Below are 12,884 nucleotides of genomic sequence, written 5' to 3'. Positions count from 1 at the left end.
TTTTTAATATGGCAAAAAGCATCTAATTGTATAGGTTTATATAACAGTTAAAGGATACATAAAAATCTTAACATACTCCATAATCTATTTATACATACAATGATAATTTTACCATTTTTTACTTATTTCATTTTGTTATGTATCATTGAAATTTTTTAAAAATAGTAACCGTTATATGTAAAAATATGTTATATTAAACAAGAACAAACGTTCTATACAATAAGGGGGATATTTTAAAATGAAAGAACCTATTATCGTAAAAAAAGAAGCTTTCCAAGCAATGGGCATTTCGATTACGACGACCAACGAAAAAGAGGCATCTACTAAAGGAAAAATTCCCGGGCTTTGGAACCGGTACTTCCAAGAACAAATCATGCACCACATTCCAAATCAACAAACGAAAGAAACATTCGCTTTTTACTCAAACTACGAATCAGATGAAACGGGTACATATACCTTTACGATTGGCATGCCCGTTTCTTCATTAGAAGACGTTCCTGAAAATATGACAACTTTAACAATACCTGCCGCTACGTATGCGGTATTTACAACGAGAAAGGGACCAATTACTGAAGTCGTTTGCGAGGCTTGGGAATATATTTGGAAATGGTCAAAGGAAAACAAACGTGCTTTTACAACAGACTTTGAGCTTTATGATGAAAGAGCGTTAGATCCAACTAACGTACAATTGGATATTTATATTGCATTAGCCTAAACGACAAAAAAGAAGATACCAAATGGTATCTTCTTTTTTGTCGTTAAATAGCCACTGTGCAAATCCAACATAATTGTCTACAATGAGAAAGTGCAGTATAGAAATATTAGAAACTGTATAAAGTGAAACTATACTCAGTGGTGGGGGGATTCATCCCCCACCACTGAGTATTAGCCCTCACCAATCGGACGTTTACGGGCAGTTAGTCTCCCACCTAACTTCTTTGCTCGAGCCAAATTTTGAGGTGGGAGTTTTACTGCCCGTTAACGCGGGATAAAGTGATTATTAACAAGTTTTTTAGTTTAAATTTGTCACATAGAAAGGAAGCAATATGGAGGAACTACAACAAAATAAATCTGCTTTAGAAGGAAGCGGAAAACCGTTATTAAAAAATACGAATTTCCTTTTTCTTTGGGCAGCTACTCTTTTTTCAAGTTTCGCTTTAGCCTTTTTTACTTTTTCACAAACGTGGTACATAGCAAAAACATTAAACCTTGAGGCATCACTCGGTGTTGTTTTCGTAGCTCTTAGTGTTCCAAGGCTTATTTTTATGATTATCGGCGGCGCTGTAGCTGATAAATTCCCGAAAAAAAACATTATGTTTTATTCTAATATTGTTCGTGCTATTCTTGTCGCAACTATCCTTACATGGTTCATCGTAGGTGATGTAACACTATATACATTTGCTTTATTCGCTTTATTCTTTGGACTTGCTGATGCTTTTTTCTGGTCAGCTGATGGATCTATCTTGCCTGAACTTGTCGAAAAAAGCCGTTTAACACAAGCAAACTCACTTACACAAATGACGAACCAAGCATCGGTTATTTTAGGGCCTGTACTTGGCGGCATTCTTATTAAATTTACGAACTATGAAACGATTTTCTCGATTACAATTTTATTACTCATTGTCGCAGCCATACTCGTTCAAAAAATACAATTTACGATGCCAGAGCAGCAAAATACAGACAAAAGCATGTTCACTTCTATTAAAGAAGGAATTTTATATGTAAAGGAATCTCCATTCCTTTCAACTTTCCTTATTTGTAGCGCCTTTCTAAACTTATTTTTAATCGGTCCGATGCAAGTCGGTTTCCCGCTTTTCATTAAAAATGTTCTACACGGTGACTCGCTTCAATTCAGTTACTTAGAAGCATCTGTAGGAGGCGGAATGGCAATAGGCGCAGTCATTGTCGGTTTAAAAAATATTAATCGTAGGCGCGGTCTATTTTGCATTATCATGATGCTACTGTCTGGTGTATTCTTCTTATCTATCAACTTTAGCACTGTACTATGGCAGGCGTTATTAGCCGGCATGTTTTACGGTATTACAATTGCAATGGCTATCGTTCCGCTTATGGCGATGATTCAATCGACAGTAAAAGAAGAAATGATGGGACGCGTAATGAGTTTGCTTATGCTATCATCAATGGGCTTTATCCCGCTCTCTTATGCATTCACATCAATCGCGCTTGCAATAGGAATTCCAATCGTAACCGTTATGAAAAGTGGTGCAATCGCCGTTATCGTCTTCGTACTATTTGTAGCGATTCGTGTTCCAGTTGTAAGAAAGTTTGATTAACTACTTGGAGTCATGCGTTTACGCATGGCTCCTTTTTAAACGGATCAAATAACGGTATCCCCTTACTTCTTCTCAGTGCTGCTCCCCATTCTAATCCAACCTCTAAAAATAAATCCCGCACTGTACGAATGCTTTTTCCAACATTCGTCGCAATCGTCTCCATTAACGGACAAGCAACCCCCACCGTTTTCTGTTTCTCATTCACTGCATACTTTCCTAAAAAATGAATAATAGTAGCATCCGTTTTATTTAATTGAAATCGATAATGTTTCAAAACTTGTTTTTGATATGTATTAAACTCTTCTTTACTTCGAAATTCACTATATGGTTTCATTAAATTATATAAGCTTCCCATTTTTATCACCTCACTTATAAATAAGGAATCGGAAGGGAATTTAGCGTGGTAATTAATATTTTTTATTGGAGATGAAAATATGATCGTAATTAGCGCTTGTTTAGGTGGTATTGCTTGTCGTTATGATGGAAATGACAATCTCATTTCAAAAATAGAGGAGCTCCTGCAACAAGAAGATACAGTCCTTATTTGTCCTGAAGTATTAGGAGGATTGCCAACGCCTCGTCCCTCAGCTGAAATTATTGGCGGGAATGGCGATGACGTTTTGGATGGAAAAGCGAAAGTGATGACAAAAGATGGTGAAGATGTCACGGAATCTTTCGTGAGCGGTGCTTATAAAGCGCTAGAACAAATCAAAAATTTACACCCAGAATATATTATTTTGAAAGAACGTAGTCCATCTTGTGGTAGTTCGACGATTTACACGGGAGAATTTAACGGCAATAAACAAATTGGTTACGGGGTAACAACTGCTTTACTCAAAAGACACGGATTTACAGTCATTTCAGAAGAGGATTTTGAGAATCAAAAAAGGAATTGACCCTGTTCGTCAATTCCTTTTTTCTATCTTATTTTGCACCTAATTTTTCTTTCACTTTCGCAGGAAGCTCGTCTTTCTTTACTTCTTCCCAAGCTGTTACACCTTTTTTATCTGAATTGTATACGCGTAAAAATGCTTCTTTACGAAGATTTTTTTGAGCATTAAATTCTAATTCTTTTTCTTTTCCGTCTTTATCAAACCCTTTTAATTTATACTCAAAATGTTTGTATGGCTCTCCATTATCAGACTTACCATTATACTCTTTTCCATCTACTGTAATTTGAACGTAGTACTCATCTTTACCCATACGATTTAAATCACAGCCAACTAAAAGACTCGCAAATACAACTAAAATACTAAAAAGTGCAATATATCTTTTCATTTCCTTCACCTCATGTGTTTTTCTTATATTGTTATCTTAAAGCCCAGAGCTTAAAGAAGAAATTCAAAAACATGACACGAACATTACACTTTTGTAAGATAATAATTATTTCTTCACTTTAGAAACCGTCATCCCGTCACCAATTGGACTTTTACGCCAAAAGAAAAGACCTCCTTAACGATTGCACTCCATCGCTAAAAAGGTCTTTCTCTATTTCAACTAAAAACTTAGCACTCTTCTGGCTTACCAGCATTCGTCGCTGTACGGAAAGATGATCCACATCCGCATGATGCGATTGCGTTTGGATTGTCGATTGTGAATCCGCCGCCAAGCATAGATTGTTTATAATCAATTTTTACTCCTTTAACAATCGGAGCACTTTCTTTATCGATAACAAATTCAACACCGAAAAACTCAAGAACTGTGTCGTCTTCTTTTGGTTCTACTTCAAATCCTAAGCCGTAAGAAAGACCACTACATCCGCCGCCGTGTACAGCAAGGCGCACGTACTTCTCTCCATCTTCAGCATCTTTTAACATATCTTTAATTTGAAAAGCTGCTTGTTCTGTAACTTCAATCATGAAATACACCATCCTTTCTGTTCTCGTTCTATTATACATCTTTACGCTTCTATCTTGTACTCATACACTCCGCGGCAAATTACTTCTGCTGGTCCTTTCATTAACACGTTGCCTTCTTCTGTCCATGCAATCATTAAATCGCCGCCAGCTAAATGAACTGTAATTTCCTTACCACGTTCCATTTTTCCATTTAAAATAGAGGCTACAACTGCAGCACACGCCCCTGTTCCGCAAGCTTGTGTTACACCAGATCCACGTTCCCAAACGCGGAAGTTCATCTCTTCCTCATTCAAAATCTCAATGAATTCAACATTTACTCGTTCTGGGAACATTTCATGTGTCTCAAGAACTGGTCCAAGTGTTGTAAGAGGTGCTTGTTCTACATCATCAACAAAAATAACTGCATGCGGATTTCCCATTGAAACAGCTGTAAATGCATAACGATGGTTATTGTATAAGAAGTTTTCACGAATAAATGGTGTTTCACCTTCACCAAGCATCGGTATTTCTGCACGGGTTAAACGAGGTGCTCCCATATCGATTTTCGCTAATGTAACTTTCCCTTCTTCTACCGTTACTTCCGCCGTTACAATGCCAGCTAACGTTTCAATTGTGAAAACTGTATCTTCTACTAGTTTATGCTCATACGCATATTTCGCTACGCAGCGTAAACCGTTACCACAGCTCTTTCCTTCTGATCCATCATTATTAAACATGCGCATTTTCACCGGCGCTACGTCAGATGGACAAATTAAAATCATTCCATCTGCTCCAATACCAATATTAATATTTGAAACCTTTTCCGCCACAAGAGCTAAATCTTCTTCAGGAATTTGTTCTTCAAACATATTTACATATATATAACTATTGCCAAGACCATGCATTTTTGTAAAAGAAAATTGGCTCATTTGTATTCACTCCAAAAATAATTTGTTATGTTAAGTATAAAATGCACGCTTTTAGAACACAATATGAATGTCCCCCGTTTCTCATATTTGACAACATTTGGCGATGAGCCATTCTTGCGCAAATTGTGTAAGAAAAAAGCCCTTCTAAAAAGGGCCTTTTTTATTTATATACAATATTACCCTCCCCTGCGAAAGAAAATTTTATCTAATAGAAAAAGAAAAAGGTGCTGCCGATTGCAACACCTTAAAACATTGGATTTTCATCCAAATACTCATATACATTATTAACAAGTTCTTCTACTGTAGCACCTTGTACTACTTCACCATTTACAAGTGCAAACGGTCCTTCAAAACAAATGCCACAATATCCTAAACAACCATACTCCATTACATCTAAATTCGGATCTTTTTCTAATTTCTCTAAAGCTGCTTGTGAACCACTTGCAAGGTTACCTACACAAAATTCAATTAATGGTTTAATCAAAATTCTCCCCCCTGTACTACAAAACAAATTACTTTCTGACTTCATCTATAAGAAAAAAACTAAGCTGTTTCTTGTTGTTTTCATTACACCTTCTAAACTATTTAGTTACTTCATTATTTCACTTCAAAATAGATGATTCCTTCTATATAACATGCTATTTACGATGAAATGGTAACTAAATAATGCAGATCGTTTACTCTACTTTTCTTCTTATTGTACAACAGAGTATTCATTCATGCATTGTTATTTGTTCACAAATTCGATATAATTTGATTGAGTAAAGTCAAAATATTTTATTAATATAAAATTTTATGATTAGGGGATATTTCAACAGAAAAGGGGTAATCCATCATGAAACACCTCGTAATATTAGGTGGCGGCTACGGTGGAATGAGAATTCTGCAACGGCTACTTCCAAGCAACCAACTTCCGGATGATGTACAAGTGACATTAATCGACAAAGTACCATATCATTGCTTCAAAACTGAATATTATGCATTAGTTGCGGGTACTATTTCAGAAACGCATATTCGTATACCGTTTCCTGAACACCCACGCCTCAATATTCAATACGGCACAGTAACAAATATTGATCTCAAAGAAAAAGCTGTTCATCTCGATGGCGGTGAAGCAATTCAATATGATGATTTAATTATTGGACTTGGCTGTGAGGATAAATATCATAACGTTCCTGGGGCGAAGGAATATACACATAGCCTACAATCGATTGAACAAACACGTAAGACATATGAACAATTAAATAGTCTAGAACCAAATGCAACAGTAGCAGTCGTTGGTGCTGGATTAAGTGGCGTTGAGGTCGCAAGTGAACTTCGCGAAAGTCGTTCTGATTTAAAAATCTACTTATTTGATCGAAAAGATAGAATTCTATTCCCATATCCAGAGAAATTAAGTAGATATGTAGAAGAATGGTTCGTAAAACATAAAGTTACTATTATACGAAACTCTAACATTACAAAAGTAGAGCCAAATATTGTGTACAACCACGATGAACCACTTGAATGTGATGCAATCGTCTGGACAGCTGGTATTCAAGCAAATGAAGTTGTTCGAAACCTTCCAGTTGAACAAGATGGTAGCGGACGGGTTGTTTTAACAAAATATCACAATATTCCAAATAACGAGCACGTATATGTTGTAGGAGATTGTGCAGCACTTCCACACGCACCATCTGCACAACTTGCTGAAGGTCAAGGGGAACAAATTGTCCAAATATTATTAAAACGTTGGAATAATGAACCACTTCCTGACGAACTACCTGTCATTAAATTAAAAGGTGTTCTCGGCTCTCTTGGTAAGAAGCATGGCTTTGGTTTGCTAGCAAACCAACCATTAATGGGACGTGTACCAAGGTTACTAAAATCCGGTATCCTCTGGATGTACAAATATCATAACGGTTAATACTTTACAGGCTGTCTCCTAATTAGGCAGCCTCTCTTATTCGTTAAAATATAATTATCAGACACATCTTTCTCAATATGAATCATGATTTATTTTTCATTTTCATATTAAAAACTACCAATAAACAGTGTATGCTATTGATAAGTTGTTTTATTTCCTTTAAGGCCGAATTCATTCGGTCTTATTTTTTGTGTTGTAAATACTTTTACAGGAGGCATTTCATTTCACTTATGAACGTAACGAAACTAAATGATCGCATAGAAGCGAAGAAGAAAGAATTGATCTATCTCGTTGAAAAGTACGGATTCACTCATCATAAAGTAATTTCTTTCAGCCAAGAATTAGATCGTTTACTTAACTTATTAATAGAAATTAAGACGAAGAAAAAACGTTGCTCTTTATAACCGTTACCTTCTCTTTTTTGATACGATAGAACTAGAATCAGAAAGGAGCCATCTATGTTTATATTAAAAGACGTTACATATAAAGATATACTGCACATTCCTTATTTACAGATTCAAAAAGAAAAAATCACATGTATTATCGGCGAGAGTGGGAGCGGAAAAAGCACATTGCTCCGTATGTTAAATGATCTACAATCTCCAACATCTGGAACAATTGAATATAACGGAAAATTGATTTCTGACTATCCCCCTATTCAATTACGACGTGAAGTAGTCATGCTTGGGCAAACGCCACCTATTTTCGATGGAACCATTAAAAACAATCTATTAATGGGACTTCGTCTTTCTGAAAAACCATTTCCAAATGATGCTGCCTTGCGAAGTGCATTAACGACTGTTAGCTTGGAAAAAAATTTAGAAGACAACGCTGATTCATTATCAGGTGGCGAAAAACAACGACTTGCTTTTGCACGTATCGTACTTATGGATCCACCTGTCTATTTATTAGATGAACCAACTTCGGCGTTAGATAGCGATACAGAACGACGCGTTATGAAGCAATTCACTATGCTAGCAAAAGAAAAGAAAAAAACAGTCATCTTCATCACACACTCACAACAGCTTCCAGAAGAAATTGCAGACGATATTATTGAGATTAGTAAAGCAAACGGTGCAACTAGAAAGGAAGTGCTCTCAGTTGAAGGGCGTGATTGAACTCCAAATTTGGCAACTTGCCGCTGCATATATTTTCATTCTTATTTTAATCGGGCTCGTGAAATTAAAAGGGATACCTCGCGAAAAACAAATCGCGCTCGCAACGTTCCGTATGACGATTCAGCTCGTACTCGTTGCATATGTCCTTACATACGTATTTGAAAATAGTAATCCATTTTATACAATTGCTCTCATTACTTCTATTACTACCTTTGCAATTTTTAATATTTATAAACGAGTTAATATCCCAATGTCCAAAGAATTAAAACGAGTAGCCGCTCTTTCTATGGTAGCCGGATCCATTGGGCCACTTCTACTATTTATCTTTGTTATTATCGGACATGATCCTTGGTATGCGCCGCAATATATCGTTCCGATTACAGGAATGTTAGTTGGAAATGCTATGACTGGTGTTTCTCTCGGTGCAAATACGTTCTTAAACAATATGAAATCGCAAAGAGGTCAAATTGAAGGAGCACTTATGCTCGGCGCAACGCCGAAAGAAGCAACTGCTCCGCTCATACGCGACGCTTTTGACTCTGCCATTTTACCAACGATCAATTCTATGGTCGGAATGGGAATTATAAGCTTACCAGGCATGATGACAGGACAAATCTTATCTGGTGTATCACCATTTACAGCCATTCAATATCAAATCGCAATTATACTTGGTATTTCAGGAAGTACCGCTTTTGCTGTTATTATCTTCTTACAGCTTGGATATAAAACTTTCTTTAATAAGCGGTGTCAGTTGAAGGAGATTGACTATGGCGGACGGTAATCTGGCTTTTTGCTCGGTAAATGATGCACCTTTCTCGGTGAGTGAAATTATATCGACGATTCGACAAGGAATATCGACTTACCGACAAAAAATGACAATGAAAAAGAGGAGGCCTATATAAACTGGAACCTGCAGTTAAGACACTTGAAAAGGAGTGCTTTATCTACAGATATTTTTTATATTCTTGAATTTCAAGATATGGAGATTAGGAGACATCATGAGTAAAATAATATTTTCAACTAAAGAAATAAAAAAAATACGCACCTGTCGCAGTGCGCATTTCATTAGTAATAGGTACTGCCATTATATTCAGCAACATTATAGATATTTCGCATGCATTTGTTGATAGGAATAATCCAGATGTGAATGAGGTGTTTAAAGATGCGCAGTCCAGCGATGGAACAATAAAAAATTATATAGATGATCAATTATACAATCGTATTGTAAATGCATTTGAACCGGTTATTTTCTCGCTTAAAGCCATGTCCTATCCAATTGCATCCGTTTTGGCGCTATGCGGTTGCTTGTTTATTATGGTTGATAGCCAGGAACGGGGATTCTCAGTAATAAGTCGTGCAGGGATTGGTATATTGTAGTTCAAATGATTCCGTTGTTTATGAGATTGTTAAGGAAATATAGAATGGTTAACTAACGCTGAGGGGTACCATTTGCAAGGAGAAATCGAAAAAACAGAATAGAAATAATAGCATACATAGAACAAGGGAATGCAATATAGATCAATATATAAGCATCCCTTTGATATAATCATGTTATTTTATGTATTTTGTTGTTGAAATTTTATTACACATTAAAATTAGCCTATTCATCTTATTAATCTTTTCCCCAAGTTTTTACTTTATAATTTTGAATTTTATTTATATCAACGTAAAATTTGTTTTGCTTATCATTTTTATCGTAACCTCTAACTGTAATAGAACCGCTAAGTTCGAAATGTGTTTCAATTTTAACATCGGTTACCACAAAATCTATATTTTCTTCTTTTTTCATATGTTCTATAGCAGCTTTAGCTGATTTTTCTTTGTCTATATTTTTTTCGTGAGTATTTTTTATTGTAAATCCTATAATTAAAGCTATAATTGCTAAAATGATTAAAATTATAATGTTTTTCTCCTTTAATTTACCCATATTTTCCCTCCTTAAATTATCTTATAATTAATACTATAAATTATTTTTAAGGAGATGGAAATATGAGGAGTTCAGTTAGTGATGAAGCTCTTTCGAATTTATCAGGTAAAAGTTATAAAGATGCAGAACTTGCTAAAATAAAAGTTGGGGATCATCAAGAAACTTGGGAACGTATTGAAATACCTAATTCTGTACCATTACATAATCCTGTAAATAGTTTTGATGCAACTATTTATAAAAATGATGAAACGAAACAAATTGTTATTGCCTTTCGTGGTTCTTGGGAACCGCGTGACTTTTATGACGCGGATTTATATGATGTTATGGGTAATCGTTTCAGAAAGAATCAAGATAGTTTAGATAACTTAAACAAAATGGATACTTCATCCCTTCCTTTAACTGAGCAATTTAATTTTGCTATGGCGAAAGAAAGAAAGCAAAAGATAGTTGCAGAAAGTCAATTTACTAATGCAGATGATTTAACTAAAGAGGTCAAGAATTATATAAATAATCCTGACAATGGCTTGAAGGGTTATAGTCTCACGTTAACAGGTCATTCTCTAGGCGGTGGTTTAGGTGAATATGCAGGAGTTATGAACAATGTGCCAGTTGTAAGTTTTGAAGCACCCAATGTAATTGATGGATTACCTGAAGATAAAAAAGAAAAAGCATTAAAAGGAGAATACAAAGATCTAGTTACGACTTATGGAAATCCGAATGATACAGTGTTTACAGGATTTAAAGGGAATGATAATACACAAAGAGGTCGTATAGGTCATATGTATTATACAGATAAGCCGAATGCAAAAAATAATAATTTAATTCATGATATAAGCCCGTTTAATCCAATTTTATCTAGTTTAATAACAAGTTATAATGTTTCACGTTTTTTTATGGCGTTTAAGGGACCAAAATATCATTCTATGGATAATTTTTCTTATGATAAATATGGTTTATTCAATATGCCAAATATGTATGATGGGGAAACTGGTCAAAGGGTTCTATCTTCTCCTCGCGCTGGTGAAATAACAATTCGTTTATCAGTGGAAGAGGTAAAACAAATTGCTAAAGAGTTAAAAAGAGAAATTGATGACATTAATCAAAAGTTAGTACAAGCGAGTAACAAAATTATTAATATTTTACAGCAATCACCAGCTAGCGTAGAAGGGAATTTAATTAATACAGTTACATATGGCGTATACGGATTCCAAAGGGGGTATATGGAGCGTATTCGTTCAGAAGCCGATTTTATTGAACAACGCGCAGATAACTTTAAAAATGTGGACGAACAAAATTAAGCGAGGGATTCTTGTGAAAAATTATGACGTTATTGCACATGCTGTCGATGTGATAGGCGCAAAAAATGATTTAGAATCATGTATTTTAGATTTGGAGAATCATAGAAAAAACGTGAACTCAATTAAAGTAGTATTGACACATAGCTGGGAAGGGAATACAGCAAAAGAAATTGAAAGAAGATTAAGTGAAGTGGATAAAGAACTAGTCTATAGAATTAATGAGTTTAGAAAAATACAAGATGATTTAGAGAGATATAGAAAAGCAATGGAAGCTTTCTCAAATCAATTTATGATGATGGGACCAAAATATTAGATTAGTTAAGTGGAGAACAATTCTTATTATGTTCATAGGGTTTGAGTGGTTACCGAAAAGATGGAGAGAAAGAAAAATCGTAGAAAAGTTTCTGCAAGCAAAATTTGTTGATGCAGGAAAAGGGATATTAATTACTACTTATGCTATGGATCTGTACGTTATATCTATTCCTTTGATGGAGGATACATATATCTTTAGTAACATAATGAGGCACTGACGGCAAAACGCGGATTTTATTCGCTAAGAAATTCATAAAAATTTCAAATGAATCTTAGCATCTTAAATAATCTTAAAAACCTTAATAAAAGATACAAAAAAAAGTGATAAGGAGGGTGGATTATACATTTTCGGGAAAAAGTTCAATATTATTGGCAACAATTTCAGGCTTTTTAATGAATATTGTTACTGGATTTTTATTTCTTTTGGCAATTATATTTAATTTTTCAGATGCAAATTTAGGACAAAAATTGTTTATTTAGGGTATGGCTATAATTGTTGGACAATGCTCCCCAAGAGTCATTCTTTAGTTATTTGAAAGATGAAGTGGATTATCAATCAGTTAAAGCATTGAAAGAACTAAAGACAAAAATAGATCATTATATAGTTTACTATAATAATTATCGATATCAGTGGAACTAAAAAAAGATGATTCCTATTCAATATGAGGCCACTGAAAAAGTGGTTGCTTTGAAAAAATAACACATATTTCATCAATATGTTGAAATTAAAAAGGATCCCGTCATCTGTATATAGTAGGTGATGGGATCCTTTTTCTTATGAAGTGGAGTTTTTCAGTGCCCTCATTCAATATAGGAATCATCTTCTAATTGCTTAATCTCTTTTTTATTGTGTCCTTACCATAGGTACCAGTTTAATACGCCTTATCCTTTTATTCACTTACGCCTTCTTAACGAATTGTGATTTTAACTTCATAGCTCCGAAACCGTCGATTTTGCAATCAATATCGTGATCGCCATCAACTAGACGGATACTCTTTACTTTCGTACCGATCTTCACAACTGAAGAAGTTCCTTTTACTTTTAAATCTTTAATGACAGTAACAGCATCGCCGTCTTGAAGAACGTTTCCGTTCGCATCTTTTACAACTTTTGCACCATCATTATTTTCAGCTTCTGCTTCTTGGCCCCACTCATGAGCACATTCTGGACATACGAAAAGAACGCCATCCTCATACGTATATTCTGAATTACATTTTGGACAATTTGGTAAAGTAGCCATAAATTCATTTCCTCCGTTCATT

Annotated in this window: 16 protein-coding genes and 3 pseudogenes; 12 read left to right on the top strand and 7 right to left on the bottom strand. The window is 35.0% G+C overall.

Annotated elements, in window-relative coordinates; all coding sequences use genetic code 11:
* Positions 1 to 238: 238 nt before the first annotated feature.
* Both MR070_RS23335 and MR070_RS23330 read left to right on the top strand, forming a co-directional pair.
* Positions 239 to 715: a GyrI-like domain-containing protein gene (locus MR070_RS23335; RefSeq protein ID WP_000662576.1), complete on the top strand. Its 477-nt coding sequence runs from the start codon at positions 239 to 241 to the stop codon at positions 713 to 715.
* A 331-nt stretch (positions 716 to 1,046) separates the two neighbouring features.
* Entirely contained in the window at positions 1,047 to 2,294 is a 1,248-nt protein-coding gene (locus MR070_RS23330) for an MFS transporter (RefSeq protein ID WP_000391922.1), read from the top strand.
* A gap of 115 nt (positions 2,295 to 2,409) precedes the next feature.
* Here the strand turns inward: MR070_RS23330 and MR070_RS23325 are convergent.
* A pseudogene (locus MR070_RS23325) lies at positions 2,410 to 2,649 on the bottom strand (helix-turn-helix domain-containing protein); the annotation flags it as partial.
* Between the two features lie 79 nt (positions 2,650 to 2,728).
* Here MR070_RS23325 and MR070_RS23320 point away from each other — a divergent pair.
* On the top strand, positions 2,729 to 3,190 hold the full coding sequence (locus MR070_RS23320; RefSeq protein WP_242262087.1) for a 2-thiouracil desulfurase family protein: 462 nt from the start codon (positions 2,729 to 2,731) through the stop codon (positions 3,188 to 3,190).
* 28 nt (positions 3,191 to 3,218) lie between these two features.
* On the opposite strand, the gene MR070_RS23315 is transcribed toward MR070_RS23320, so the two are convergent.
* From MR070_RS23315 to MR070_RS23300, 4 genes are all read right to left on the bottom strand, one after another.
* Complete coding sequence (locus MR070_RS23315; protein WP_000833158.1) at positions 3,219 to 3,572, bottom strand: YxeA family protein; 354 nt, start codon at positions 3,570 to 3,572, stop codon at positions 3,219 to 3,221.
* 227 nt (positions 3,573 to 3,799) lie between these two features.
* Entirely contained in the window at positions 3,800 to 4,153 is a 354-nt protein-coding gene (locus tag MR070_RS23310) for a HesB/IscA family protein (protein ID WP_000573822.1), read from the bottom strand.
* A gap of 41 nt (positions 4,154 to 4,194) precedes the next feature.
* A complete protein-coding gene (dapF, locus tag MR070_RS23305) occupies positions 4,195 to 5,061 on the bottom strand; it encodes a diaminopimelate epimerase (protein ID WP_000077379.1) in 867 nt (288 codons plus the stop codon).
* Between the two features lie 244 nt (positions 5,062 to 5,305).
* Positions 5,306 to 5,545, bottom strand: a complete 240-nt coding sequence (locus MR070_RS23300) for a YuzB family protein (protein ID WP_000595026.1) — start codon at positions 5,543 to 5,545, stop codon at positions 5,306 to 5,308.
* 351 nt (positions 5,546 to 5,896) lie between these two features.
* Here MR070_RS23300 and MR070_RS23295 point away from each other — a divergent pair, with 351 nt between their 5' ends.
* The 5 genes and pseudogenes from MR070_RS23295 to MR070_RS27170 all read left to right on the top strand — a co-directional run.
* On the top strand, positions 5,897 to 6,967 hold the full coding sequence (locus MR070_RS23295) for an NAD(P)/FAD-dependent oxidoreductase (RefSeq protein WP_000682081.1): 1,071 nt from the start codon (positions 5,897 to 5,899) through the stop codon (positions 6,965 to 6,967).
* A 230-nt stretch (positions 6,968 to 7,197) separates the two neighbouring features.
* A complete protein-coding gene (locus MR070_RS23290) occupies positions 7,198 to 7,371 on the top strand; it encodes an aspartyl-phosphate phosphatase Spo0E family protein (RefSeq protein ID WP_001103328.1) in 174 nt (57 codons plus the stop codon).
* 54 nt (positions 7,372 to 7,425) lie between these two features.
* A complete protein-coding gene (locus MR070_RS23285; protein ID WP_000470284.1) occupies positions 7,426 to 8,085 on the top strand; it encodes an ABC transporter ATP-binding protein in 660 nt (219 codons plus the stop codon).
* Positions 8,069 to 8,866, top strand: a complete 798-nt coding sequence (locus MR070_RS23280) for an ABC transporter permease (RefSeq protein ID WP_000679263.1) — start codon at positions 8,069 to 8,071, stop codon at positions 8,864 to 8,866. The genes MR070_RS23285 and MR070_RS23280 overlap by 17 nt, the downstream gene beginning before the upstream one ends.
* A 251-nt stretch (positions 8,867 to 9,117) precedes the next feature.
* Positions 9,118 to 9,518: pseudogene (locus MR070_RS27170) on the top strand (hypothetical protein); the annotation flags it as partial.
* A gap of 179 nt (positions 9,519 to 9,697) precedes the next feature.
* Here MR070_RS27170 and MR070_RS23270 read toward each other — a convergent pair.
* Complete coding sequence (locus MR070_RS23270; protein ID WP_138320839.1) at positions 9,698 to 10,012, bottom strand: hypothetical protein; 315 nt, start codon at positions 10,010 to 10,012, stop codon at positions 9,698 to 9,700.
* Between the two features lie 62 nt (positions 10,013 to 10,074).
* On the opposite strand from MR070_RS23270, the gene MR070_RS23265 reads away from it, so the two are divergent.
* The 4 genes and pseudogenes from MR070_RS23265 to MR070_RS23250 all read left to right on the top strand — a co-directional run.
* Entirely contained in the window at positions 10,075 to 11,310 is a 1,236-nt protein-coding gene (locus MR070_RS23265) for a hypothetical protein (RefSeq protein WP_138320837.1), read from the top strand.
* Positions 11,311 to 11,323: 13 nt separating this feature from the next.
* Positions 11,324 to 11,623, top strand: a complete 300-nt coding sequence (locus MR070_RS23260) for a hypothetical protein (protein WP_138320835.1) — start codon at positions 11,324 to 11,326, stop codon at positions 11,621 to 11,623.
* A gap of 28 nt (positions 11,624 to 11,651) precedes the next feature.
* Positions 11,652 to 11,840: a hypothetical protein gene (locus tag MR070_RS23255; RefSeq protein WP_138320833.1), complete on the top strand. Its 189-nt coding sequence runs from the start codon at positions 11,652 to 11,654 to the stop codon at positions 11,838 to 11,840.
* Between the two features lie 281 nt (positions 11,841 to 12,121).
* Positions 12,122 to 12,262 (top strand): annotated as a pseudogene (locus tag MR070_RS23250) (IS3 family transposase); the annotation flags it as partial.
* 258 nt (positions 12,263 to 12,520) lie between these two features.
* Here the strand turns inward: MR070_RS23250 and phnA are convergent.
* Positions 12,521 to 12,862, bottom strand: coding sequence for an alkylphosphonate utilization operon protein PhnA (phnA, locus tag MR070_RS23245; protein WP_000212737.1), 342 nt, complete (start codon positions 12,860 to 12,862; stop codon positions 12,521 to 12,523).
* Positions 12,863 to 12,884 lie beyond the last annotated feature (22 nt).

The organism is Bacillus cereus group sp. BfR-BA-01453, from assembly GCF_022662915.1.
GTDB classification, from domain to species: Bacteria; Bacillota; Bacilli; order Bacillales; family Bacillaceae_G; genus Bacillus_A; species Bacillus_A paranthracis.
Note: the sequence above shows the minus strand (reverse complement) of the source record. Positions and strands in the feature narration are given on the sequence as shown.